Origin of the sequence: Acinetobacter sp. CIP 64.2 (assembly GCF_000369645.1) — a bacterium.
Lineage (GTDB): Bacteria > Pseudomonadota > Gammaproteobacteria > Pseudomonadales > Moraxellaceae > Acinetobacter.
In genome coordinates this window covers 894,307-920,324 of record NZ_KB850121.1, presented here as the reverse complement: position 1 = coordinate 920,324, position 26,018 = coordinate 894,307, and the positions used below count along the sequence as shown (strand labels likewise).

Sequence of the window (26,018 nt, the reverse complement as noted above, 5' to 3'; positions counted from 1 at the left end):
TCCATTCATTTGAATGGAGGTTTTTTTAACTTGATGAACTGTGAATTAGAATAATTTCACAGGAATATCAAGCCAGATACGCCATTCATTGGTATCTCCAATGTAGGCATTTGTTTGGTAGTCATCGCTTGCACGATAATATGAATGACGTAAACGCAAACTTGCATCTTTGGCAAAACCAGATTGCACAGTATATTTCACTTGGTTAAAGAATTCGCGTTCATGTGCATTATCAGTCAAATTCTTAACTTTGATATCCCAACCATAGACATAAGCTGTAGTCCAGCTTAAGCCTGGAACACCATAGCCACCAAAGTCGATGTTGTATTGCAATTGCGCCGATTTTTCACTGTTACCAATGAAGTCAGACAGATAAGAGTTTGGCAAGTAGATACTTTGAGCGCCATCGGCATTCTCACCATAGTCATAACCAGTATTGCCATTGTTTTGTTGGTAAGCCAACATTACGCTGTGAGGCCCAGTGTTATACGTGGTAGACAGAGCCCAAATGGTATTTTTACGATTAGATAAGTCATCAGTCGTGCTTGAATACGTGCTTGCTTCTTTATCCCACTTGGTATGGTAAGCACTTAAGTCATAAGTAAGCGCGCTATCTTTATCTAAAGGTTGTTTGTAGTTGGCATTGACATAATGACGTTTGAGTTTGTCTTTGCTATCCATACCAAAATAAGACGTACTTAAATTGTCATCGAATTTATATTTTGCGCCCCAAACTACAGCGCTATCAAGATGTCGGCCATCGCGATTGATTTGATCAGAGTACTGGTCTTTGGTGAATTTACCAGCAGTTAATTCTAAGCCATCAATTTCACGGCTGGTTGCCAAAACACCTTCAAAGTATTCAGGAACCAAGCGTGTAGTATTACTTGCTAGAACTGGAAGGTCTAACACTTGGGTACCGTAGGTTACGGTTGTATTTGAGATACGCGCTTTAACAAAACCGCCACCACGTGCCCAGTGATCATAGGCTGAACCATCTGGACGTTTCGGGATCATACCGTTACCAGAATTGTTGTTTGAGCCCAGTTTAAATGAGCCATCGCCGATCACACCCGCGCCAAAGCCAACTAGACCTTGGGTAAAGCCTGTTTCTAGTTTTACCATTGCTGTTTGAGCATATGAACTCGTGTCTTTGACACCATTCTTTTTGTCGCGGCTTAAATAACCAGTACGGAATAAAATATCCCCTTTGGCATCTTCAACAAGTCCTTTTGCTTCGCTTTGTTCGCTTGCATATGTTGAGGTAATTAACGCGGCATTAATCAAAACCGCTAAAGTAAGTTTCTTTGCCTTTGGCATAGCTCGCCTCATTAAATAAAATAAATTTGGGGTAAGACCGAAATTTTGACCAATTGTATAAGTTATGCATAAAAAAGATAGATTTTTATTAAAATAATTTAATTATTATTAAATAAAATACTTATACAATTTTATGATTTGTTCTGTGTTTAAAAAACAATCATAATTAATTTAATATTTTGATTTTAAATAATAAATTGATTTATTTTGGATGTGAAATATACAAATTATTTTTAAATTTATTCTGGTTGAAATATGTGATTTATTGTTATATTTTTTCTTTTTATTGAAAGAGTTATTTTTTCTTTGTTTAAAAAATATTCAGATGAATTTGCAAAAAATGACATCCCGACGAATGACAGTGACTGACCAATCTAAAGTTTACTTTGTTCATACCTGTTTAAGCTTTTTGTAGACGCACTGTTGTGGAACACAGTTAAATTTCCCAGTGAGGTGCTGTTGTTTTAAGCATGATTAGCGTTTCTGAACATTCACTTGATGCATTGTTTTTGTGCATAAAATAGCCTTGTTTTTTTATATGCTTTTAAATAGTTCAAAAAAATATGATTTTTTTATGAAAGACCAGTTTTGAGGCAAATAAAGCAAAAAATCAGTACTTTTGCCAAACTGAAATAAGATTTAACGCAGATTTTCCTAAGTTGGCACAGCAATTGCTAATTACTCTTCGATGCAATTTAAAACATGAATTCAGTCGAATATCCATCATGGGGGAGATCAATATGATGAAATTTGCATGTAAAGCGATCGCGTTGAGTGTTTGTGCTGTGACTTCGACTTTTGCTATGGCGGAAGATAAACCTTCATTTTATGGGGTAACAGCCTCAGGGAATGTTGCTGCTACAACGGACTATCGTTTCCGTGGTGTGACGCAATCTTCAAATAACCCGGCCATTCAAGGTGGTTTTACATTTTCACATACTTCAGGCGCTTATTTAGCTCTTTGGGGTTCCAGTGTTGACTTCGGTATCTCTGGTGTTTCCACTGAAACTGATGCGACCTTGGGATTCACCAATAGCTTTGCTTTGACAGATAAAATTAAGCCAGTGTATGACGTTGGTGTGACTCATTATGGTTATATTGGATCTAAGTCAAATTATACAAATAGTTATAATGGTAAAAAGGGTTTGGCCTTTACTGAAGTGTTCGGAAAATTAACCTTCCCAGAAACTATTTTTGCTGGTGATGCACTGAGTGTAGGAGTGAACTATTCACCGGATTACTGGGGCCGAAGTGATGATTTCTGGTATTTTAATTTAGGATATTCAGCTCCGATTGCTGATACAGGCTTAACGGGTCTTGCATCGGTGGGTTACAATAAATTGAAGAATACCGATGCTTTAAGTGTTGTTGCTGGTGGGCCTGGCAAGGATGATAATTATGTCGATTATAAATTGGGCGTAAATTATAATTTCCTTGGGATTTTGGCTGAGGTCGATGTGGTTGGAACTAATATCAGTAAGTCAGGCATGACCGACGGGCAGAAAAAACCTTATGACACAGGTGTTTTATTTAGCTTAAGCAAAAGCTTCTGATTACATTAAGATAAAAGCCAGCAAACCTGCTGGCTTTTATGATTTGAGATCAGGTTTTTTCAGAAGCAGAAAGACTATGATATGGCAGTATAAACGTTTGAGGTAGGGTTAAAATATTGAACATCCCATGCGAGCAATCAGAAAAATGAGCAGAATCAGAAAAAACAAGCGAATAAATTGACTGCCATATCGGAGTGCTAGGAATACACCAACTAAAGAACCAATCACATTACATAAGGCGATGATTAAGCCGATTTCCCATAGCACATGACCTGTTGGAATAAAAAATAAAAGTGCTGAGCTAAAGGTACCAAGGTTAACAACCTTTGCTGATGCAGATGCGTTGAGAAAATCAAAACCAAAAACTTTGACAAAGAGAAAAAGAAGGAAGCTGCCACTACCTGGGCCAAAAATACCATCATAGAATCCAATCAACCCTCCAAAAACAACGCCAAGCGCGATGTCTTTGTAACCACATTTCACATAAGTACTTTGTGCGCCTAAATCTTTTTTTAAAAAAGTATAAATGGCCATCATGATCAGTAAGCAGAAAACAACATAGCTCATCAATTGTTTTGGAATATAGGCAGTCGTCATTGCACCGACAAAGGCAAATATAAATGCAGCAAGCATCGTTGGAATCAGAAGCTTCCAGACAAATTTAATTTTATTCACATATCTAAAAATGGAAGATGCGGTTCCGGCCCAAACCGCCAGCTTATTTGTGCCCAATACGGTTGCAATGCTGTGTTGAGGTAAGGCATGCAATAGCGCAGGAATTTGGACTAAACCGCCACCTCCTACTGCGGCGTCAATCAGACCACCACAGAAGGCAAAGAATCCTAAAGTCAGCAGGACGGTTTCATCGATCATTATCATTAACCCATCTGTGAGGTGCTAAGTGATTTGTAAAGGGCTTCACCTATGAATCTAACTCGATAATGAAACATTATTTTTTCTTATTCTGTTGATTTTTTATGCAAACCTAAAGTGATTATTTATATTGATAAGATTTTTCATCTGACTAAAACGGTGCTTTTTATGCGCTATCAGGCGTATGGCGCGCCCAGTTCTATTGCAAGATTGAAACTGGGTTGAGCTGAAGGCGGGTTTGATTGTTTGAGTTTATATTAACCATTTGTTTTATATTGAATTATTTTTATTTTTGAGTTTGGCATAGCAATTGCTAAGTAGACTCTGCTGCAATTTAAAGCTTAAAAATCAATTGAGTATCTAAATATAGGGGGAGATCAATATGATGAAATTTGCAAGCAAGGCTACGTTATTGGGTGTGATGACTGCAACCTCAGCATGGAGTTGGGCGGAGGAGAATAAACTCCCATTTCCAGGGACCGTTACGGGTAATGTGAATGTGGTCTCAAGTTACAATTTACGCGGCATGACCAACTCGCCAGAAAGTGATACGCCAGCGGTCCAAGGGGGACTGGACTATACGCATGACAGTGGGTTTTATTTGGGCTATTGGTTTTCGACTTTAACCGCTGCCTATGCTGATTTTAATACCTCACCAACCGATGTGAAGGAAGAGAAAAAATCTTTCGAAAATGATTTCTATGCAGGTTATAAAGGCAAAATTACCGAAGATCTGGGTTATCAAATTGGCGGAACGATTTATTACTATTACCCCGGTTGGGAGTCGACAGGTTATGAAACTATTTTGGGGTTGAGTTATAAGGACTTTAGCGTAACGGCACAGACTTTATTGAATAATGTGAGTTTCGGAAATAAAGGTGATACCTATTTCCTCGCGACTTATACACCAAAACTCGCCGGTGGCTTTACCGGTAAAGTACAAGTTGCTGCTTATTATTATGGCGATGATGATGAATATCTGGCTTATCAAGCCAAAGCAGGGGATGTGACCAAAACGGATTTTGCCTTCCGCCACGCAACCCTAGGTTTGTCTCACCCATTGGGCAATACAGGCGCCACATGGGGGCTGGATTATATTTTTGGAGGCTACACCCGTGATGAAACCAAACAAAAGAACAAAGTGGTTTTAGCACTCGGTTATGCCTTCTGACTTTAGCTGACCTAAAAAAAAGCGGCCTTAAGGCCACTTTTTTAGCTTTGATGTCCACGATAAGACAGTGCTTCGCTAATGTGGCTGCTATTGATCACTTCATTTTCAGCTAGATCCGCAATGGTTCGCGCAACTCTTAATATCCGGTGGTAAGCACGTGCAGACAGATTCAAACGTTGCTGAGCCATTTCAAGAATCTTACTCGAACTGTCATCCAATAGAGCATGTTGTTCTAATCGCTTCGGTGAAAGTGCCTGATTTAAACATTGCTGGCGTTGCAGCTGTTTTTCATAGGCGTTAATCACACGCTGCCGTACTGTGGCTGAGTTTTCAGTTGGCGCGCGATTCTGTAATTCTTGTGCCTGTAAAGGCGGTACATCAATATGTAAATCAATACGATCCAATAAAGGACCTGAAATTCGGTTTTGATAACGTTGAATACTGTCTGGCGAACATTGGCAGCGACTATCCTGATTAAAGGCATAGCCACAAGGGCAAGGATTCATTGCAGCAATAAATTGAAAGTTTGCAGGAAAAGTCGTTTGTCGTGCTGCCCGTGAAATCACGATCTCTTTGGATTCGAGCGGCTGGCGTAGCACTTCCAGAACTTTACGGTCAAACTCGGGTAATTCATCCAAGAATAGAACACCCAAATGCGCCAAGGTGATTTCACCTGGTTTGGGTTGTGAGCCTCTGTGATAATCAGAAATAAATGAGACAAAATTAGGCTGAAAGCCCCATTTTTAGACTATAATTCGTAAATAAATGAGACAAAAATACCATAAATAAGTGAGACAGTGTTGAAAAACACCATAAATAGATGAGACATCATCTAATATTGTATAAATAAGAAGGTAGATCACAATGTATAAATCTGTTAGAAAAATTGGCCCAACCAAACGTAGTGTTTCGGGATATTACTCTTTTAGAAACAAAGCTTCCATTCCTTATGAATCATCTTTAGAACGTGACTTTGTTATGCTTCATGAATTTGATGACAATGTGATTGAAATAATTTCACAACCAGTTTCAATTCCTTTTGCACTGAATGGGGGCAACTATAAATACCATCCAGATTATTTAGTACTATTCCAAAATTGCACCAAAAGCGGGATGTTGGTTGAAGTAAAACCAGAAAGTGAGTGGCGAGAGAATTGGCGAATTTGGCGTACAAAATGGAAAGCAGCCGCTCGATGGGCAAAGAAACGGAACTTTTTATTCCATATCTATGATGAGTCAAGAATTCGTGGGCAAGAATTAGACAATATTAAAATTCTACATAGCTTTAAAAGAACTGCTTTTAATGAGCAGGAAATCCAGAAAGCTTATGACTTTATTGAAAATTCAGGAATGATTTCAGTTGCAGATTATTTAGTTCAATTTCCTGTGGCGCAACATGCTAGGCAATCTCAATTGTTATGGCAACTTCTGGCTAAGAAAATATTGGTGACAGACTTGTCCTTACCCCTAAACAAGGATTCAATGATTGAGGTAAGTCAGTATGGAAGATAATTCCAAAGAAAGTATGATTCCTCTGAACCGGGAACAAGTAGATTTTTCTGTTGGGGCATCGGTTATTCATATACCCAGTGGTAAGAACTATAAAATTAAACGGCAGATTGATTTCTCATATATTGAATGTCAGTGTAGTGAGACTGGTAGGCTAATGGTTTTGCCCATCCTTTCTTTATCAAAATCAAATAATTCCCTACAGGTGAGCTATCCAGACTTAAATAGTATTGAGCCTGATGACTGGAAAGAAGCTGAACGTAGATATAACCTGATTTTGCCTCTATTGAATGGAGAGATTTCGGGGCGAAAAGAAATTGATGAATATGCAAAAAATAAGGGTATTGGGCGAGCAACCCTATATAGATGGTTTGGAGTATATAAGGCAACACGTTCTGTAAGCTCTTTAATACCAAAACAACGAGGGTGGCGAGAAGGCAATTCACGTTTAACATTTGAACAAGACAAAATTATTCATGATGTTATTCAGGAATATTATTTATCTCCTCAGAGATTATCTCAACATGAGATATTTAATCAGATTAAAATTGTCTGTAGTCAAAGAAATCTTACAAGACCTACGAAAAACTCTATTCGTAAACGCATATTAAGTTTATCAGCTAAAGATGTTTTATATGGTCGTGGACAGCCTAAAAAAGCCAAAGATAAGTTCGCCCCAAAAGCAGGTATGTTTCCAAATGTATTGTATCCACTTGATGTTATTCAAATAGATCATACACCAGTAGATTTAATACTGGTTGATGATTTGAATAGACAGCCGATAGGAAGACCTTGGGTTACTTTTGCGATTGATGTGTATAGCCGGATGATCCTTGGTTATTACTTATCTCTTGATGCACCATCCGAAATTGCAGTTGCTATGTGTATAGCACATGCTGTTTTACCAAAAGAGGAATGGTTGGCAGCAAAAGAGATAACTGGTGAATGGAAAGTATGGGGGATTCCTAAAAAGATTCATGTAGATAATGGACCAGATTTTCGCACAGAAACTTTGAGAAGGGCGTGTTTGGAATATGACATCAATTTAGAGTTTAGACCAGTTAAAGTGCCTAATTATGGTGGGCATATTGAGCGACTGGTTGGAACTTTTATGAAAGAGACTCATAAATTAAAAGGTACAACCTTTTCTAATATTCAAGAAAGAAAAGAATATGATTCTGAAAAATACGCCTGTCTCACATTTGATGAAGCTGAAGCATGGATACTGAAACAAATTGTTAGTGTCTATCATAAAGAGATTCACTCTACTTTGAATATGTCACCTACCAGTAAATGGCGTGATGGAATTTATGGGACTGATTATGAGATAGGTTGTGGGTTGCCACATGTACCTGCTAATCCTAAAACTGTGATGTTGGATTTTATGCCATTTGAAGAGCGTACTATCCAGAATACAGGTGTAACTTGGGATGGGGTTCGATATTTTGATTTTATACTTGCCCCTTATATTGGGTTACGGGGAGAGGATGGTAAGGCACGTAAGTATATCTTCCGTAGAGATCCCCGTGATATTTCCATTATTTATTTCTTAAATCCTGATACGAAAAACTATATTCCGATTCCTGTAGCTAATCAGAACTTGCCATCCACTAGTCTATGGCAGTTACGTGCGAGTAAAAAACGGTTAAAAGAACGTGGCCTCAAGGACTACAACGAACATCAAATCATTGAAACACTCATTGAAATGGAAAAGATTGTTGATAATGCTGCGGCCCAAACTAAAAAAATGAGACGTATGAGACAACGAAGCAAAATTCATCAAAAAAATGTTACGCCAGTTCAACCGATTGAAAAACAAAAGCGCCCTGAAAATGAAGCCCCAATTAAAGTAGACGGATTATTAGATACTGATTTCATTCAACCATTTGAGGATATTCAATGATGCATAAATTCTCACATATTCATCCAAAATTTCAGCACATTGTGGTTTTATCTGATGATGAAAGAATTGAATTTATCAATACAGCTCGTTGGATTGGCTATCAGGCTGCTAAGGATATTTTACAAAATTTGGAAGACTTATTTAATTTTCCCAAGAGACCTAGAATGCCCAATTTAATGATTGTGGGTGAATCAAATAATGGCAAAACTACTTTGGTTCAGCATTTTTATGAGAAGTATAAAGAACCCTATGAGACAGAAGATTTGGAATTGGTCATCCCTATTATTTTGATCGAAGCTCCTAGTACCGCAAATGAAAAAGCATTGTATATCTCTATTTTAGAGAAATTGGTCGCACCATATCGTCAAACAGCTTCCACTGAAATTCTGTATACGCAGGCTTTGCATTTAATGCGTACTTATAGTGTGAAAATGCTGATAATTGATGAGTTTCACTCAATGTTTACAGGAACGGCACGTAAACAACGTGAGATGATGAATGCCCTTAAAAGACTATGTAATGAACTACGAATACCAATTATTGGGGTTGGAACTGAAAATGCAGTAAATATTTTATTTACTGATAAACAATTTGCTAGTCGGTTTGACGTGGCGGAACTCCCTGTTTGGCCGTTAGATTCTGATTTTCAACGTATGCTGGTTTCGTTTGAACAGATCCTGCCACTTAAGCATAAATCTAATCTGCATGACCCTAAAATAGCACAAGCCATTTATTACAAGTCTGATGGAAATCTCGGAAATATCAGTAATCTATTGGCAAAGTGTGCCATTAAGGCAATACGTAATGGTTCAGAAATCATTGATCTTGATTTGATCAATGCACAGCAGGATTTCCGTTCTACTATAAAGGGACGAGTATGAAACGCTCCCTCTTACGCTCACCACATTTAATTGATGATGAGACCTTGAGTTCTTGGTTGGTCCGTACAGCCTTGTATCAAGGGTGCGATCCTATGGTTTTGTCGTGGCGTATTTGGGATAAGTACAGAATTTGGACAATAGATTTTGAACGTAATTTAGCACATGAGCATTTATTGGCATTGTCTAAGGCAACAGGATTGCAAATTGATGTGCTCGATCAAATGCTACTTATCCATTTGGCAAAAAAATGTGTTCATGAATTCCATGCTGAGAGTGCGATTTGGTCATGGATATTGTGTCAAGGCATTAGAAATCGTAAGAAGTCAGTAGGACAACAGTATTGCCCACATTGTTTTGCTGAGGGGATACCTTATCTACGCAAGGAATGGAGAATGGCATGGGCAACAGTCTGTATTAAGCATCAGATATCATTACAAGATTCTTGTCCTGAATGTGGATTTTATTTCTTACCACACAAATTGCAAGGTTTGGAGCACGTATTATGTATATGTCATCACTGCGGATTTGATCTTCGTAACAGTCAAGGTATTAAAGCAAATTCAGCATTCCAGAAAGCTGCCCAAGCTGCAATTCAACAAGGCAATATAAACTGTGGCACTAATTTCTTATTAGTAGCCGAATGGTTTGCTGTGGCAAAGGTATTCGTTCTGTTATTAAGAAAAGCTGCTGCACATAAAAATGGTCGTTTTGCCAATATTTTTGCTGATTTGGGCGTATCTCTAGAGACACTGGTTTTACCCAAGACTGTAGGAACATTTGAATGGCTTCCGATTGCGGAGAGACACGGCTTGTTGAGGGATTGCTATATCTTATTGCAACAACCTTTGGAAAAGCTCATAGACATTGCTCAGTCGCACTCTCTTTCTGCGAATGCGATTTTGAATGTTGTCTCACAGGATAAACTGCCCCAGACTTTATTTCCCTTAGTGAATGGCTTAGAGCGACAGAGTAAGAACTACTCAAAACGTCAGTGCAAAGATGACCCCGTTTCCGAGAAAATCGTCATGCGAAAATGGGCAAGATTGCAACGTAAAGTGCATAGGATTATTGCCTCGTGAAAGATTGTAGTCAGTGTGGTAAATCAGTTGCTAAATATCACCGTATTTATAAAGGTGAGGGATATTGCCATAGTTGTTATGTTCGTATGTTCAAGCTTTGTGTATGCTCATCATGTGGTGAGAAAAAACGAATTCATTATAAAGAGGAAAAACTAATTTGTGAAACTTGCCATAATAACAAGCCTTGCATTCGATGTGGTAAGCAAGAATATAAAATAGGAAAGATTACAGTGTATGGACCTGTATGTAATTCATGCAGCCCATATTTCAGGCAGAAAAAGCCTTGTGGATACTGTGGTGCAATGTCCACAAAATTAACCAAAACTGAAAAGAATGGCACTGGTCTTTCAATCTGCCCTAAATGTTATCGACAAGAGAAGGGTTATGAAAATTGTTCACAATGCCGTAAGAATCGCCTTTTAATAGAAACTGAACATGTCAGGATTTGTAAGAAATGTCATGAAGTTGGATTGATCGACTGTAAAGTCTGTGGAATACAGATGCCTGCGGGTATGGGAAGCACCTGTGACTCCTGTGGTTGGTTAAAGCGGTTCAAGCAAAGAGTCCATCTACTAAAATTTACTATTTCTGCTGAACAGGTAAGAGTCGCTTTTATTAAGTTCTCTGAATGGCTATTACAGGATGTTGGTAGTAATAAAGCTGTGATGACTATTGAGCTTTATGTGCCTTTCTTTGTGGAAGTTACTCGATTCTGGAACAAGCTGCCTTCATATGAGTTGATACTTCAGCACTTTAAACCGAAAGGATTGAGAAAATACCTTAAAGTGAAACAATGGCTACATATCCTTTATCAAGAAAACTTTCAGGATTCTAAAAAAACGGATTTAGCTGAAGGCTGTAGGATAGATGCTTTGTTTGCCAAGATTGCTGACCAACCTATTATCTATGAACTATTACAAGGTTATCAGTCTGAGCTTATGGCAAAACTTCATGCAGGCAGAACTACATTGAAATCAGTAAGATTAGCTCTACAACCTGCTGTTGGTTTATTGCTAAGAACGCACCAGATACCAACTCAGTCAGAAATTAGTCACTATTTGTCAGAGAAATCAGGTCAAAAAGCAGCTCTAACAGGGTTTATCAACTATCTGAACAGAAAGTATGGTAAACATCTAGTGTGTAATCATAGTGAAGAAGAAAGGATTCAGGTTCAACAAAGGAAAAAGAAAAATTTGGAAAATGAGATAATCGCATTCCTTATTAAAAGTAGAGAAGAATCTAAACCAATATATGTTATTGATTGGATTATGGTTTCTATGAAATATTTTCATGGCTGTACTTATAGGACTTCAAGTAAATTTGAAATTAAACACGGTCAATATGTTGTATTCCAAGATGGGAAAGACTATGTACTACCTTTTTTGGAGAGAGGTATTCCTTAGAAAGTTAAGCCTAATAGAGTAAATATTTACATTAAACATACCCCATGTGTTGAATTATTAGGCACAGTAAAGCTATAATTGTAGTCTTAAGTGGAGATATATTTTTTGAGAACTGATTATGAATCCAGAAATTGTTAAATGGGCAATGGAAACAAGTTCAAAAGCTAAAATTATACCAAGATTTCCTGATGAATGTGCTCAAGAAGCTTCAATAACAGCCGTATATGCTCAACAAGAAACGGATATGGAGTCTCTTAGTAATCACCTTGATATGGAGTATTTAGCTAATATCAAGGCTGGGAAGCATTTGTTAGCTTTTTAACTAATTGATTTTTTTTAGAAAAAGCCCCAAACATAGTTTGGGGCTTTTATATTAATGTTTAAACTTTCAGAGAAATATATGGTTGCTAGGTTTAAATTGGAAAAGGCAGTTTATTTAGATATTCTTGAAGTCATAAGAGGTTCGATGCGGGCTTTTATTAAAGATGAGGGAAAAATTCCTGAATCAGTGATAGATCCTATGGAAGAACAATGGATTGAACTAATTAATAGAAATTTTCAAGAAATTTATATTCAAACACATGAAAAAGTTAATAAATATTTAAATTTCTACAATGTTTTACCAGATAAATTAAGTAGTGATGAATTTAAGTATATTTATTTTATTGGCATGACAGTGGCTGATAAACTAAAAGAAGAAGGTATGGTTGATCATGCAAGATATCATTTGAAAGCTATTCTTCGTTTATTGGATTATAGATTGAAAGATCCATATGATGCATATAGACCTCAATTGTCTTTACGTATTCAAAAAACAATTGATAATCATAAAATTAACGAGCACTTTGGTGAGTTTGGCTGGTACTTGCTCTATAAATGCCTATTTAATGCAGCACAAGAAAAGTCTATAGCTCATAAAAAAGATGAATGAATAATGTTAATTTAAACAAAGTATTAAGCTCGATTTTCGAGCTTTTTCTTTTATAAGAGATTGGTATTTGGTGGATGGTATTGTCATTTACCAAGCTTATAAATTTGATCTAATTAGCGTTGACTCTACATGCAGAGAATTATTTCCCTGCATGTCATAATGCTTCGCCAGCCTGTAATGGGTCTCCTGTACGCTCCAATGTTTCTACCCAAATATCATACTGAGCAATTACAGGATGTTGATTAGGGTGAAAATCCTTTTTGTACCAAGTTATAAATGGCTTTTTCATTGCTGTAAAAATACTATCTTTAGCAAATAGCTATTTCATTGCATATTCCTGTTTAAACATTTGCGCCCTTTTAATGGAACTAAAGCCATCTGCTTTTAGCATTAGATTAGTGCGATATAAGGTAAACCCCAATAAGGCAATCGAAGTGGCTGTCAAAGCATTCTTGCGTAAACGTTCAGGAATATATGAGTGCTGACCCCATGAGTTTTACACCACAATTTTTTTTGATAATAAGCGTTTGGAAAGCTTTGAAATTAATCAATATATTGCTAAGAAAATTTGCTCTCCATGTTCTTTGCTGCAAGAAACATTTCCAAAGGTATGGGAACTACTTTTAAGAGTATTGTACAAAAATCCTATTCTCTTGTTGATGCGGTATTAGCAATTTCAAATTACAGCCAGAATATGACTGCTGGTAAAGTTCAGATTATTGTGGATGATTCAATAGATGGATAGGTGGTTGTTAAACCCTTAGTTTGGATGTAATTAGTAATATATTTATAGTTTCTTTAATTGTGATCAGACAATAAAGTCTCATACTAAAACTAATAAATTATAGGAATGAATATTTTAATATCTTCCTATAATTTATTTTGAATAATTATAGTGAGATGCTTAATTTTCTTTAAGCAGAATCTCAAAGTCATCACAAAGCTTGTCAACAAGATCTTCAGTTTCTTTGAAAAAGTAGTCACCAACTTTAGAGCGATAGAGTGCGCGGTATCGTCTATAAATTTTTGAAAAATCTTCATAAATCTCATTTTCAGAAATATGTGACTTCATTTTAATGATTAACCGTTTGCCCTCACTGGACTCACGCACATATTGGAAGAAATCAATAATTTTGGTTTCAAAATCCTTGATCAATGTTCCTATTTTTGCTTCTTGCTCATTGCGTGCTGCAATGATGGCTAGAATATCAAATTGACCTCCGGGACCTGATGGTATACCTTCAGCAACTGTTGTTGGTTTTTTCTTCTTATTTTTCGACTCTTCGGCAACGACTTCAACAATACCAATCTTGTTGTCAAAATACACTTCAATTGGGTCTTTAATATCGTCGCTTCTATGTAGCATGTTGTACAACATATTGAACTTCTGCCAAAAGAATAAAAAGCTTGGTTCACTGTACTTAGTATCCAATTGTATTACGAATTCAATGCGATTAAGAATAGTGAAGTATTGGGCGGCTTTGGCTTTGGTATCAGCAGTGCGTTGTGGGTTAGCATCAATGTATTTTTTCAAGCTACTTTCAAAGTCAAGATAGCTCTCTGGGTCATCGCGCTTTGTAGTATTATTATGAATTGCGGTAAATATGGCAAAGAATTTATTGTAGGCATCTGATTTTTTCAATTCAATCAGTAATATAGCTAATACTTTTTTATCACCAAATGGATCAAAGTCACTTACTACTATATCAGAAAAATGCTCGAAAGCATCTTTGATATTTTGTACATTCACGTTGTTATATGAAAAATCAACGATCTTGCAGTCGTTTTTATATTTGGTGGTGCGATTTACACGAGAAATAGTTTGAATTGCACCAATGCCTTTTATTTCTTTATCTAAAAATAAGGTGTGTAACTTCTTTTCGTCGAATCCAGTTTGTAATTTAGCGACAACAATCATCAAGCCATTTTTACTAAGTGCAAAATTCTCCAGCACCTTCTCTTCTGTTAAACCACCATTTAGTCCAGTTGCGCTTTGTTCATCTTGATTACTGGAATATACTATATGAACAGGTGCATCTGCGTATTTCTGATACTTGGGTTCTTTTACTAAATCATTAAAATGTTTCGTTACAGCACCTTTGTAAGCAATGGCTGCTTTAATGGAATATACGGCTAACATTGCCTTGCCTGTGCCACGTATCTGTCGATAAACATCTTTGACTAATAGGTCGGCAACGTATTTCGAGATAGCCTCAATTCGATCACGATTTTCATAGATCTGTTTTTTCTGTGCATCTTTGTATTCCTTTTTGGTAAAGCCTTCCAGTGGATTCGTAGGTAAATCAAACAGCATCTTAGATGCAACGGGCACAATGTTTTTAAGTGGGTTCAAAATGAAGCCATCTTCAATCGCTTCTTTCATAGTATAGCTGTCAAACGGACGCCATAGTTTCTCACTTTCGGCATAGCCACTAAACTCACCAAATCGCGCTAGAGTATGGTCGTCTGGTGTGGCAGTAAAGCCAATAATCAAGTTCTTTTTGGTGGCTTGCTCTGTATAGCTGGCGCCATCAAATGGGCTTTGTAGTTCATCAAAAATACTCACCATATCTTCATGCTGGTCACCACTGTTAGAGCGATGGATTTCATCAATCAAGAAAACAATACGCATACCTGCGAGTTTTTTCAGTACTTCAGCATCAAGCATTTCACGTACTGCACCAAATTTTTGTAAATTAACAATTACCAATCGGGTGTCAGATGCCAATGCCTCTTGAAAAGTTTTTTTATTGGTTGCCTCGATCACCATACGCTTATCGATGTTCATGTTGAGCATAAGTGAATCAATTTGGCTACGCAGTTGCAGTCGATCCACCACTATCATGATTTTGTCGTATACGTATTGTGATTTGCCGTTGTTATCGGGGCGACGTAGATCTTTTAATTGTAGGGCAGACCAACCGATGATATTAGATTTGCCAAACCCAGCGGCATATTGCATTAGTAGTGAATACACATTCTTGTTGTTGGAATAAGCCCTACGTTTTTCTAGTAATTCTTTCTTCTTGGCCTCGGAAACACCTACTAACTGTTTTTCCAGCAGCTTCTCAAAATAGTCTGGATCTTGCTCATGTGCTAAAAGTTCATCAATCTTGGCCATGATTTTATCAGTGCCGTATTTCTGTTTTGGCCGTGGCGAAATCAAATGACCTTGCTCGTTTTTAACTTCCTTCACGCCTTTGTTGACATAAACATCCCGCTCAATAAAGTTATAATACAGAATTTCCTTCTCAATCATCAGTCTGCCGTATAAAGCAGAAAATAGTTCTTTAAGCTTATCTTTCTTTTCAGCATTGAGTTTAAGTAGGGGATAGAGCTTGAATACACTATTCACCTTTTTTTCTATATCTTCGCGGTCGAATTTGCCTTCACGACAGGTAGTTAAAATTTCGTCAAAATAATCGGAAATAGTGCGAATAACATAAGTTTCGCCAACATCTGTAGTCGTAATGTGAATCGCACTCTCAAAGATTTTGAGAAAATCTTTTCGCACATGTTGCTTTTCTTTCTCGCTCAGCATGACATTGCTGTCGATGTATTGGTAATATACTTTCACGGCATCAAAGTAATCCTTCAGCACCTTCCTTCGCCCATTTTTTCTGGCGCTCTGGCTAGTGTAGTTACTTTTTAATTCGCTATAGCCGAGGTAAATACCATTCACAAATAGCACAAGATCAGGACGGAACGAATAGATTTGTGTGCCTTGATAGTTGAATTTATAAGGTAATTCTTGTACGACTGAAAAAATATTTTCATCAAACAATGTATTGCCATGAATGACACTGTCGCTAGTGTAAAATAAATGAATCTTAATGCCTTGCAAGGTAATCGATTTATTGGCATTAATGAACAACGCCATATTACGGCTGCTGGCAATACGCTCGCTAAGCAGTATCATTAAATCTTGCAATAATGTTTTTTTATCACCTTTATATTTTTTTAGAAGAACTTCGTAAGGCTTTTGGTTTAGTGAACTGCTTTCAATAAATGCCTGTAAGTCTTCTTCAATGATCAGAGACTGAGTGATCGTATTGGCTTTGACTTCCTTATAGCCTAAGCCATCTCGAAAGAATGGGATTAGGAATTTATCTTGTAGGTGCAGTTCATTCATCCTAACAATCCTTAGTTTATTACTTTTATTTTTCCAGTAACCACATCATTAATCAATGTTTTGCGTAGGTTTTTCAATTGATCTATTTGGCTGTTGATAGTAGTGATGATCCGATCTATATGCGCGGTTTTTTCATCTAAATAATCAGCTATTTGTTTTTGCTCATCATAAGTTGGGTAGGAAAACTCGATACTTTTCATAACTGAATAACGTGTCGTCCAAAGGTCATCAACTATTCCACGTCCGACTCTGTAAAATTCTTCAATGAAGCTGTAACTTCTAAACAGATGATGTAGGTATTTCCCAAAAAATTTTCTTTTGGGCGAAAGCACGATGCTAATAACAGAAACAGAACCATCATAGGTTGATATTCCTGAAGCACCGCGTCTATCAGAACGACTATTAATAACATAATCACCAATAGCAACTCGCTTGCGATTATCATTATTATCTGTTTTTGCAACAGAGTCCATCTGAGGAACTATACCTGCCATAGACACTGACAATGGAGGGTAATCTGTGTCATTTACTTTTTCGCTACGTTCTTCAAATGCAGTGCCAATACGCTGTATTTCCCAATGTTCTGGCACCAGACCAATCCAATCTACCCCGCTGGCTTTCATCTGCACGGATTTATCCAAACCGTGGGTCACAGTTTCATTGATGAGCGATTTTTTAAGTTGGGCATATTGCATTGCCTTTTGATTAAGCAATTCTATTTTTTGATCAATCTGTGCAGTTTTGGTGTCGAGATAGGAAACGATGGCAGTTTGTTCAAATAGGGGGGGAAGAAGAATAAAAAAATTGTTGATATCTCGTTGGAATAGATGAGGGACGCCCATCCCACTCTTTTTTAAGTTAATTTTTTTTTGAATAAATTCTGATAAGATTTGATAATAAATATATTTATTACATACGGATTCTTTTATTCGAAGAACAGCAATAGAACTATTAACAGTTGCTTTATTGGGGAGTGAGATAACGATATTTGCAGTTCCCAATGTTGAACCATCTTTTGTGAGCAATATATCGCCAAGCCTCAGTTGTATTTCAGGCGACTCGGCATACCTTTCAAAGGTTATATAATTAACGTTTGAAAAATCTATCTCTTTTTCCTTTATGTTAGGTGTAGCAAGAAATATATATCCTTCATCAACATATTCATCAGCTTTAAGTGCTTTCCATCCAACACGCCCTCTTACAGTACCTATTTCTTTTATCCTTGCATAATGCCAATCTTCTGGTAGCGCCTCCAGCCAATCGGTATCAGCATTTTTATACGTTGCATAACCTTCAGTCTTCATTACACTCATAATGCCAACTCCGTTTCTAGTTGTCTCAACTGCTCATCCAACTTTGCAATTTCTACTGTAATTTCATTTACAGAACGTAGAGTTTTGGGCTTGTAAAAAATCTTATTGAAGTTTATCTCCACACCAACTACGTTTTCCAAATATTCAAACGGTTTACTAATGTAACGTATCATAAAGGCTTCAATAGCAGCTTGGTTGATAACGGGATCTTTATTGAATGGGATGACTTCGTAATCTTTTTGATAATCTGCCGTTAGCTCCACGTTGATTTCAATGCGATCAGCGAATTTTTTGTTGGCTTTTTTATAGCTAGCCTTCACAATAATTTTACCGCAGCCGAGAGCTTCTTTATTGTTATCCGTTTCCTTAATCAAGGTTTCTTGATTGGTATCGTAATAGTATTTAGCATCGATAGTGGTGATGAGTAAAGGCTGCTCTTTGTAATCTAGCTGAGCAACTTTAGTTTTGATGGCATCAATGTAGTAGTTTTCTAGCGAGGCGTGATGGGTTGTATCATACTGAGTGATACTGAATTCAGTTAGCTCCAGTTCACCTTGAGTGATCTTGATGGGCATTAACTCAATCGAGCTTGCACGCTTCATTTCACCAAATTTATCTTCCTTCAGCGGCAGGTGTGCTTCAAAGGTTCTATTTTGCTCGTCTATATTGGTGAGCATGATGGCTTGTTTATTGAAATAGAAAAATTCTTTTTCGAACACACGAGCGTAATCATTATCTTGGTAGGCAGTGAGTGTAGCAACTATGTCCAAGCGGTTGATCTCATCTACTTCTTTGCGTTTGGAACCTTTGCTTTTTTTAAGGGGAGTGAACTTATCGCTGGCGTTAATTAGCATCACTTTATCTTTGTGATGTGGCTGCTTATTTTTATTGAGTATCCACAAATAGGTATAAATGCCAGTATTAAAAAATTCATCGGTAGGTAGTTGGATCACTGCTTCGACAATATCGCTATCGAGCATCCATCTGCGAATATTACTTTCAGCGGAACCTGCATCACCACTGAATAGGGTAGAGCCGTTATGAACTACCACGCCTATACCAGAGGCATTTAGCTTCGATATAAGGTGTTGCATAAACAAAAGTTGGCCATCTGAAATAGAAGGCAAGAATTTGAAACGTCTGGTCTTATCATTTTCAATATCTTTTTGATAACCCTTCCAACTCACACCATAAGGTGGGTTGGCAATAACAACATCAAATTCTTCGTTATAAAATTTGTCTTCTACCAGCGTATTGCCATGCTCTATTTTAGAATCTGGGCGGAAGCGGCTTTCAATTTTGGCCAAGGCGTAGAGTGCATCGTTCCAGTCCTGACCATATGTTTGGGTGAGGCGCTTGAATTTTTGGTTGATGCGATCTTCAACCCCAAATAACATATTACCACCACCACAGGTACAGTCATAGATTTTGAGTAGTGTACTTGACTCTTCAATCTTAGATGCGATGATTTCAGCAATCAGTGCGATCACGTCGTCTGGTGTATATTGTTCTCCAGCGGTTTCAGCAGAAATATCAGCCCACTTGCGCTTAATGTGTTCTTCTAGTGTAGTAATTTCAGAGTTATTGAACGGTTTGAGGTCAATCTCTGCCCATAGCTTGGTATAATTAAACAATACCTTCTTAGCTTTAAGCTTGGAGATAACACCTTTAATATCTAGAAATTTTTCTCCCTCAGAAGCATCTACGCCTAACAAGTCTCTAGTTTCATTATCAAAACCATTTAGATAAGCATCGAAGTCAATATCAAATGACTTATCGTTCTTGCAAATATCTGTGAGCGACTTTGTTTTCTCAAAAATGAATATGTTATAGCCTTGACCTTTATCTTTGATCAGGTCGTAGAGATCATCTTTCTTGATTTGAGCAAATGTATCTTCACCAATCTCTGTTCTAAGATCGTCAAACATGCGCATCAGGCGGCTTTCAATCATTGCTAATGCAAAAAATGGCATCATATAAGATGGCCATTCAGATTCTTTGATGCCACAGCCACGTAGTAGGTCGGCTGTTGCCCAGATTTTTGATTCGTATTGAAGAATGTTCACTTAGTTTCCTAGCATAATAATGTGAGTTATGTATGCATGACTTGATACTTGAAGCTTATAGCAACGAGGGTAATTGAGTTCGCTATTATACTTAAGTACAAAAAAAAATGTTGTTTGGGGAGAGGGATTCAATACAAATATGAATCAATGATGATCCTAGACACTATTGTGGACAGGATTTCCCTCTAAATTCTTAAAATATTTCTGTTCAAAGGCTTCATCAAGGGCGTATAACAGCAATGGCTGCTTCATTTTTGAAAAAACGTGGACCAGTTATCATAATACACTCTAAGCCGGCATTTGTATGGTCATTAGCCCAAAAGATTAAAGAAAGTGAGGCAAGACCTAATGTAATACATGAGGATATAAAACTTGTTCAAAATTATCTTATTCTAGAATTAGGGAAAGACTTTCCATTAATTGAATTATTAGAGTTTGGGATCGGTGTTCATCACTCTGGCTTACCAGAAGAAGTACGCCAATTAATAGAATGGCTTTTTGAAAGCGAAAGATTAAATTATCTAGTTGCGACTACAACAATTGCTCAAGGTATTAATTTTCCAGTGAGTGGTGTTATTTTAGCTTCGCATCAATATCCTATTAATAAGTCAATGAAAGATATGCCACCTGAAGACCTTTTGTAATATCGCTGGCAGAGCTGGACGAGTACCATCACAAGTCTTCTATGGTGTTAACAGTGATGATGCAATCGTCATGCGCTTACTAGGTATTCCCCGCACTGTTGCAAAGCCCTTAGCAAGTTATTGTAAATCTGACTCTAAAGAATCACTACCTGCGCTTCGTGTCCGATTAAGAAATCTTAGCGATTCTGATTGGAATCAAGCATTAGGCGTAAATGGTCAGGTCTATAGAAAAATCTGGCATATTCTAGAAGGAGTCTAAAAAGGCTCTTTCGTTTTTACTAAATACTAAAAATCTTTTGACATTTATATTTTTCATCATTAATTTAGTATGAAGCATCAATACTATGCTAGTCAGTCCACCGCTCAATTTTAGTTGAGTTGGCGAATATCCCCTTGTGATAATGTATATTTCTCTTCTTGAGATCAATCTTACTATCCTTATTGTATGCCATAGGGGTGATGTGGGCTGCACAATGAAAATGGCAAGCTATAAGGTTAGCACTTATGCAAAACTTAGTTTTCCCATCTGGATTATCTGTTCAGCGAGCAAAGAAACGCGCTAAAGAACTTGTTAGAAGTGAGCAGGCAAAAAATCAAACTGATGCACTTGATGCAATTTCTTTAAAAGAAGTGAATAAACCATGGGCTATAGCAATGGCTCAGCTTCAACAAAATTCAGACTCATCAAATTATTTAATTACACTTGTTGATATTGCAAAGGTCTTAGATCAAGAGCCTTTATTAACAGCTAATGGTTTTGGTCATGCTGATAACTATCATGAATCTTTTTATAAAAGACGTACTTTTCATGATTCAAAGACTGAATATATTAAGCACTTTCATGAAAGTCGAGAGATACTAAGAAATTCACTTGATGAGTGCCAACGATGTTGTATGTACTTACAGCATTTAAAAAAGTTAAAGACGGTTCGTTATAGTTTGGGAAGTTATGGTCTAAAACATAGTGTTGAAAGATATCATCGGAAGTTGAATCTATTCGATAATGCTTATGTTTCTAACGGTGCATTTATCTGCTCCGCTATTCATATGGGTTTTTCAGTTATGAGGAAAGACCATTTAGATCCAAATGCTTGGATTTTTGCTAGCTTACAATCAGACATAATAGTATGGGAAAGACTACTTGAAGAACAAAAATCTTTCCGTGCTTTCACAAAACAGCGACTTTTTGAGAAAGTTAGCAAGAATATTGGATTTTAATCACACCAATATTCCTTAGTTTACAATTATATTTTGACTGGGAAATTAAAGTCTTAAACATAGATTAAGACTTTAATGTAAAAATTTAAAGGTATACGTGACTCAATTTCTTGTTTCATTAAATCATAGGATTACAGAAGCATTTGTTGACGAAATATACTTCCACTCAAGATTAAATAAAACTTCATAAAATTTAAATTGATTCCAAAGTAATTGACTGGACGGCTGCTTAAAACTATCATTCCTTTGCTGACCTAAATTGTCAGTCGGTTTTAGCAGACCGTGGCGTATAGCGTACCAGATTCATACTTTTCCAAGTGTGGATTATGTGCGAAACCTTCTTGTTCCCCCTTTGCGGTAGAACGGGAGGGGGACGCTTCGTGCGTGCTGGTTCTATATGCCCAGTCTGCTAACCCCCTCTTTGTTCTGCCACCATCATTTAGCAGTGATTTGGTAGAACATTTATTCGCATATAGGAATTTATCATGTCACATTCTCTTTTCTCATCTGTACCTCTACCACATGTTCAGCCTGATTATTTCAAACAATGGGCAATACAGAGCTAATTCTTAACTAACTGTATTAAAAGCAGCATTTTTTAAATACAACAATTCATAAGGTGGATGGCTAAGTCACGCCTATACAAAAATACTTATTTTTATATCCCCTTGTGATTGTGAAGTATTACATTGAACATATGTGGGAAAAACTATGACTGAATTAACTAAACCAAAAATCATTCCAATCGAAAAGCGTCCACAAAAATCTAAGCTATTTTTAAAGTGTGTGGTATTGCCGGTTGTGATCTTTCTCATTGTTGCCAAAATTTTTTCCTTTGGATGGTTTGGCTACTTTTTCTTTGGCTTTGACTTATTCTGGTTTGTGATCATTTACTACCTCTATGAATATGGAAATACCTACTTCGATGGGATGACTGATCAGCTCAAAAGTCAGGGTGAAACATTTGATTATCAAAATCGTGGGGTATGGATTAATAGCCAAGACAAAACAATCATCCTTTTTGATCAACCTGATCAACGTTTAGTTAAATATCCTTTTGACTATATCACCTCTGTAGGACACTACAACTTGGTTGAGGATCGCTTTAGAACTACAACCACTGTGATCAGTAACCCCATGATGGGAACTCATGTTAATCAACGTGAGTATAGAACACCAATCAAGCGTGAATTCCAAGTCAATATTGGAACACGAGATCAATTTAAACCTAACTACAGCCTTAAAGTTTTGTTTCCTTGGCGTAGCCCTAAAATGGCAAGTGAAATTCGCCAGTTACTATCGGCTGGTCATTATCAATAACAACAATATATAGGATAAGTATTAGATGAAAAAATTAATGCTAAATCTTGCTGTAGCTACCAGTGTGGTCGTAACCAGTTCAACGGTAAATGCTGAAACCAAGAAAGTGAACCTTTTAGCAGGACTTAACTATGTTCTGTCTCAAGGAACTAGCAAAGGAGATAACAATCAAAGTAACCATAATATGGGTATGCTTTACTATTTAGGTAAAAATGGCTTAAATGTAGATCATAAAAAAGCGGCTGAATGGTTTTCCAAGGCAGCAAACAATGGTTATGCTCCATCACAATATACTCTATCAGTCATGTATCTCAATGGAGATGGCGTGGCACAGAATGTAGAGAAAGGCATTGCTTTATTGCAAAGCGCAGCACAGCAAGGGCAACCTGATGCAGTTAAGATGTATAAATCACTACAAGCCAAAGTACAGCAATTTAATACGACTCAAACGGTATCAGTCCAGACAACTAACACAGCTATTAAACACTATGATACATCGAAGATTGAGCCTAAGAACTTTAAGCAAGTGATACTCCCTAACCTGAGTGCTGATACCGTCGCCAGAAGCTTTTACAAAGTGACATCATCTAGAGATAGAAGGCCAACTGATGATTGGGTAGATGGGAAATACTATTTCGTTAATTTTCCAGAACTGAATGGGCCTGACTCTAAGATTGTAATTAGTATTACTCCAATCTTGAGCTATCAGAACTTACAAAAAGAAGATCGCTATTTGGTTGGTGTTGAGCGAGCAAAAGTATTTGGTAATGGTGCAGATACATCACATGCTAGTGTTGGCTATCTAGACCTATATCTGTTTAAAAGACTCGATAATGGTCAATTCCAATTGGTGTCTAAAACTGAGGGCAATGGAACAGATGGCTTTTATGGATATGGAAAAACATGGTGGAATGACAAAGAGCTGAAGAAGAACTTGCAACCCATGGGGAAGAATGTCATGGGGAGCTATACCACAGATGGTCGTTATGGAAATGGTTTTAGTGAATCATTCTGGGTTATTCTACTATTGAATGAAGATGATTATATCGTTCAAGGCTATATTCCTGAAGGTAATGGAAGTACAGATGAGCCAGAATATGGTTATTCTTCTACCCTTAAAGTAATCAAAACAGAGAAACCATTCTATTCTATTGAAGTTCATTATCAGGGAACTGAGATGAACGATAGTCATAGGATCATCAAGGTCAATCAAACATCAAGATATGAATATACTCCGCATGCTGAGGAATATTATACTAAACAGAAATGACCATACTAAGCATAAGTTGCCCCCCTCATTCAATGAGGGGAAATTCTACGAAAGATTCCACTAACAAATAAGTGAAGAACTCATTTTGGATTTAAAGATAATGACAAATGAGTTGATACATAATTTTTGCTCATAAGAATATTACTGTTAATGCCTGACAACTAAAATCTATATAACCATTTTATGAATAAATTTATTTTATATCATGGGTTTAATTCAATCCGGGGAGCGGCAACATAAGCTGTTTGTTGAACTGATCTATATGTATTACACGATCAATTGAGGGAGCTTGCTTGCCCATTTTACGTAAAGGTGTATGCCACTCAATGATAGGACCTTTGGGATTTGAAATAGAGAGAATATTTAGCCCAATAATATTCCCATTACATAAAAAACCTTGCACTTTTATGTCGACCTTATCATCTGTATACCAAGGTTGAATAGAGGGATAAAAAGTAGGAACATCATCGTCTGATTCTATTTTTAACCATGCTTTAATTCTTTGATTAGTTAGTTTTTTTATTACTTTCTGAGTGTATGGGTCGTATTTGAAATGTGCCAAAAATATACACTCTGATTCAGAGTATGAAAAGACTCGCCATTTGTCATCAGATTTATCCAATTTTATAGGACGTATTAATAAATTCGTAATGGTTTTGATCGTTGGATGTGAGGATACAAAAGGATAAGTCATTAACAATGAAACTTTTTCATAACTTACAACTAAAAAAGCTATATTGTTGATGAATAGTTTCTGCTTATTTTCAAGTCCTAATTCCAGAAATTTGCTTGTATCTCTGATTTTATTTGGAAGAGGAAAGACTTCAAGAAATTTTTGAAGATCTGAATTTATATTTTTTTGTTCATTAAATTCACGAATGCACCAATTTGATTCGTCAAAAGAAGTTGTTAAAGAAAAGACAGGTAGATTAATTTTTCCCTCTATTATCCCTGAATGATTTTTATTTCTAGACCAAATATCGCCAATCCTAAAACTCTTAGAACTGGAAGAAAGCGATATATTTTCTAATACAAAATCTCCTACAACAGTGTTATCTGTATTTTGTTCTATGACTTCACGAAAAATGACTTGAAAACAAGTTAGTATAGTTTTACGGTGATGTATCTTTGAAATACCCCCAAACCACCAAACTAAGTAATTTACATCAATCTTTAGCTTCTTAAAGTCAGAGGTGCTTCTGTAGCCATTCTTATTAGGAATAATAGGGAAAGGTATAGTCAGCTTCATAAATTTTAGTATGATTTATTTATTTAAATTAAAAGTTAAGGCATTATAGAGTAAATAGTTATTCTAAAACAAATGACTAAGATTTGACATCATTGTGTATTATGAAAGCTTGTATTAATTAGATTGAAATTTTCGATGTGGAATTTTTTCGAGAAAAACTATTTCAGCATAGATAATTAAAAA

The 26,018-nt window shown here is 36.7% G+C and carries 19 protein-coding genes and 1 pseudogene; 13 read left to right on the top strand and 7 right to left on the bottom strand.

What is annotated here, in order from left to right; genetic code table 11:
- Nucleotides 1-45: 45 nt before the first annotated feature.
- Nucleotides 46-1,320 (bottom strand): OprD family outer membrane porin, encoded by a 1,275-nt coding sequence (locus F895_RS12070; protein ID WP_005240298.1) that lies wholly within the window; start codon nt 1,318-1,320, stop codon nt 46-48.
- 740 nt (nt 1,321-2,060) lie between these two features.
- Here F895_RS12070 and F895_RS12075 point away from each other — a divergent pair.
- Nucleotides 2,061-2,873 (top strand): TorF family putative porin, encoded by an 813-nt coding sequence (locus tag F895_RS12075; protein ID WP_005240296.1) that lies wholly within the window; start codon nt 2,061-2,063, stop codon nt 2,871-2,873.
- 108 nt (nt 2,874-2,981) lie between these two features.
- On the opposite strand, the gene F895_RS12080 is transcribed toward F895_RS12075, so the two are convergent.
- A complete protein-coding gene (locus F895_RS12080) occupies nt 2,982-3,746 on the bottom strand; it encodes a sulfite exporter TauE/SafE family protein (protein ID WP_005240293.1) in 765 nt (254 codons plus the stop codon).
- Nucleotides 3,747-4,128: 382 nt separating this feature from the next.
- On the opposite strand from F895_RS12080, the gene F895_RS12085 reads away from it, so the two are divergent.
- Nucleotides 4,129-4,917, top strand: a complete 789-nt coding sequence (locus tag F895_RS12085) for a TorF family putative porin (protein ID WP_005240292.1) — start codon at nt 4,129-4,131, stop codon at nt 4,915-4,917.
- 41 nt (nt 4,918-4,958) lie between these two features.
- Here the strand turns inward: F895_RS12085 and F895_RS12090 are convergent.
- Nucleotides 4,959-5,609, bottom strand: a pseudogene (locus F895_RS12090) (ATP-binding protein); the annotation flags it as partial.
- A gap of 172 nt (nt 5,610-5,781) precedes the next feature.
- Here F895_RS12090 and F895_RS12095 point away from each other — a divergent pair.
- From F895_RS12095 to F895_RS12125, 7 genes are all read left to right on the top strand, one after another.
- Nucleotides 5,782-6,429 (top strand): TnsA endonuclease N-terminal domain-containing protein, encoded by a 648-nt coding sequence (locus F895_RS12095; protein ID WP_005240287.1) that lies wholly within the window; start codon nt 5,782-5,784, stop codon nt 6,427-6,429.
- Nucleotides 6,419-8,329, top strand: a complete 1,911-nt coding sequence (locus F895_RS12100; protein ID WP_005240285.1) for a Mu transposase C-terminal domain-containing protein — start codon at nt 6,419-6,421, stop codon at nt 8,327-8,329. Before F895_RS12095 ends, F895_RS12100 begins: the two co-directional genes overlap by 11 nt.
- The gene (locus F895_RS12105; RefSeq protein ID WP_005240283.1) at nt 8,326-9,210 is read left to right on the top strand and encodes a TniB family NTP-binding protein; all 885 of its coding nucleotides are present in this window, start codon (nt 8,326-8,328) and stop codon (nt 9,208-9,210) included. Before F895_RS12100 ends, F895_RS12105 begins: the two co-directional genes overlap by 4 nt.
- Nucleotides 9,207-10,289 (top strand): TniQ family protein, encoded by a 1,083-nt coding sequence (locus F895_RS12110; RefSeq protein ID WP_005240281.1) that lies wholly within the window; start codon nt 9,207-9,209, stop codon nt 10,287-10,289. Before F895_RS12105 ends, F895_RS12110 begins: the two co-directional genes overlap by 4 nt.
- A complete protein-coding gene (locus F895_RS12115; protein WP_005240280.1) occupies nt 10,286-11,692 on the top strand; it encodes a hypothetical protein in 1,407 nt (468 codons plus the stop codon). Before F895_RS12110 ends, F895_RS12115 begins: the two co-directional genes overlap by 4 nt.
- Nucleotides 11,693-11,810: 118 nt before the next feature.
- Nucleotides 11,811-12,014 (top strand): hypothetical protein, encoded by a 204-nt coding sequence (locus F895_RS12120; protein ID WP_005240278.1) that lies wholly within the window; start codon nt 11,811-11,813, stop codon nt 12,012-12,014.
- 54 nt (nt 12,015-12,068) lie between these two features.
- Nucleotides 12,069-12,623, top strand: coding sequence for a hypothetical protein (locus F895_RS12125; protein ID WP_010589803.1), 555 nt, complete (start codon nt 12,069-12,071; stop codon nt 12,621-12,623).
- Nucleotides 12,624-13,527: 904 nt separating this feature from the next.
- On the opposite strand, the gene F895_RS12130 is transcribed toward F895_RS12125, so the two are convergent.
- From F895_RS12130 to F895_RS12140, 3 genes are read right to left on the bottom strand one after another with little or no spacing between them, the layout of a single operon-like run.
- Nucleotides 13,528-16,755, bottom strand: coding sequence for a DEAD/DEAH box helicase family protein (locus F895_RS12130; RefSeq protein ID WP_005240274.1), 3,228 nt, complete (start codon nt 16,753-16,755; stop codon nt 13,528-13,530).
- An 11-nt stretch (nt 16,756-16,766) separates the two neighbouring features.
- A complete protein-coding gene (locus F895_RS12135; RefSeq protein WP_005240270.1) occupies nt 16,767-18,068 on the bottom strand; it encodes a restriction endonuclease subunit S in 1,302 nt (433 codons plus the stop codon).
- On the bottom strand, nt 18,065-20,134 hold the full coding sequence (locus F895_RS12140; RefSeq protein ID WP_005240268.1) for an HsdM family class I SAM-dependent methyltransferase: 2,070 nt from the start codon (nt 20,132-20,134) through the stop codon (nt 18,065-18,067). The genes F895_RS12135 and F895_RS12140 overlap by 4 nt, the downstream gene beginning before the upstream one ends.
- Nucleotides 20,135-20,373: 239 nt before the next feature.
- Between F895_RS12140 and F895_RS20155 the strand changes: the two genes are divergently transcribed.
- From F895_RS20155 to F895_RS12155, 4 genes are all read left to right on the top strand, one after another.
- Complete coding sequence (locus tag F895_RS20155; RefSeq protein ID WP_005240265.1) at nt 20,374-20,778, top strand: helicase-related protein; 405 nt, start codon at nt 20,374-20,376, stop codon at nt 20,776-20,778.
- 504 nt (nt 20,779-21,282) lie between these two features.
- Complete coding sequence (locus tag F895_RS0118850; protein WP_005240261.1) at nt 21,283-21,996, top strand: hypothetical protein; 714 nt, start codon at nt 21,283-21,285, stop codon at nt 21,994-21,996.
- Between the two features lie 711 nt (nt 21,997-22,707).
- Nucleotides 22,708-23,316 carry a sortase family protein gene (locus F895_RS12150; protein WP_005240260.1) on the top strand — a complete coding sequence of 203 codons (609 nt, stop codon included), beginning with the start codon at nt 22,708-22,710 and terminating at the stop codon, nt 23,314-23,316.
- A 25-nt stretch (nt 23,317-23,341) separates the two neighbouring features.
- Nucleotides 23,342-24,586 (top strand): tetratricopeptide repeat protein, encoded by a 1,245-nt coding sequence (locus tag F895_RS12155; protein WP_005240258.1) that lies wholly within the window; start codon nt 23,342-23,344, stop codon nt 24,584-24,586.
- 211 nt (nt 24,587-24,797) lie between these two features.
- Here the strand turns inward: F895_RS12155 and F895_RS12160 are convergent, their stop codons facing one another.
- Nucleotides 24,798-25,835: a hypothetical protein gene (locus F895_RS12160; protein WP_005240255.1), complete on the bottom strand. Its 1,038-nt coding sequence runs from the start codon at nt 25,833-25,835 to the stop codon at nt 24,798-24,800.
- Between the last annotated feature and the right edge of the window lie 183 nt (nt 25,836-26,018).

Excerpts from the sequence above, each read along its gene's own strand:
- F895_RS12155 (WP_005240258.1), top strand. The coding sequence starts at position 23,342 with ATGAAAAAATTAATGCTAAATCTTGCTGTAGCTACCAGTGTGGTCGTA.
- F895_RS12125 (WP_010589803.1), top strand. The coding sequence starts at position 12,069 with ATGTTTAAACTTTCAGAGAAATATATGGTTGCTAGGTTTAAATTGGAA.
- F895_RS0118850 (WP_005240261.1), top strand. The coding sequence starts at position 21,283 with ATGCAAAACTTAGTTTTCCCATCTGGATTATCTGTTCAGCGAGCAAAG.
- F895_RS12070 (WP_005240298.1), bottom strand. The coding sequence starts at position 1,320 with ATGCCAAAGGCAAAGAAACTTACTTTAGCGGTTTTGATTAATGCCGCG.
- F895_RS12150 (WP_005240260.1), top strand. The coding sequence starts at position 22,708 with ATGACTGAATTAACTAAACCAAAAATCATTCCAATCGAAAAGCGTCCA.
- F895_RS12160 (WP_005240255.1), bottom strand. The coding sequence starts at position 25,835 with ATGAAGCTGACTATACCTTTCCCTATTATTCCTAATAAGAATGGCTAC.
- F895_RS12085 (WP_005240292.1), top strand. The coding sequence starts at position 4,129 with ATGATGAAATTTGCAAGCAAGGCTACGTTATTGGGTGTGATGACTGCA.
- F895_RS20155 (WP_005240265.1), top strand. The coding sequence starts at position 20,374 with ATGGCTGCTTCATTTTTGAAAAAACGTGGACCAGTTATCATAATACAC.
- F895_RS12110 (WP_005240281.1), top strand. The coding sequence starts at position 9,207 with ATGAAACGCTCCCTCTTACGCTCACCACATTTAATTGATGATGAGACC.
- F895_RS12135 (WP_005240270.1), bottom strand. The coding sequence starts at position 18,068 with ATGAGTGTAATGAAGACTGAAGGTTATGCAACGTATAAAAATGCTGAT.
- F895_RS12120 (WP_005240278.1), top strand. The coding sequence starts at position 11,811 with ATGAATCCAGAAATTGTTAAATGGGCAATGGAAACAAGTTCAAAAGCT.
- F895_RS12080 (WP_005240293.1), bottom strand. The coding sequence starts at position 3,746 with ATGATCGATGAAACCGTCCTGCTGACTTTAGGATTCTTTGCCTTCTGT.
- F895_RS12105 (WP_005240283.1), top strand. The coding sequence starts at position 8,326 with ATGATGCATAAATTCTCACATATTCATCCAAAATTTCAGCACATTGTG.
- F895_RS12095 (WP_005240287.1), top strand. The coding sequence starts at position 5,782 with ATGTATAAATCTGTTAGAAAAATTGGCCCAACCAAACGTAGTGTTTCG.
- F895_RS12130 (WP_005240274.1), bottom strand. The coding sequence starts at position 16,755 with ATGAATGAACTGCACCTACAAGATAAATTCCTAATCCCATTCTTTCGA.
- F895_RS12100 (WP_005240285.1), top strand. The coding sequence starts at position 6,419 with ATGGAAGATAATTCCAAAGAAAGTATGATTCCTCTGAACCGGGAACAA.
- F895_RS12075 (WP_005240296.1), top strand. The coding sequence starts at position 2,061 with ATGATGAAATTTGCATGTAAAGCGATCGCGTTGAGTGTTTGTGCTGTG.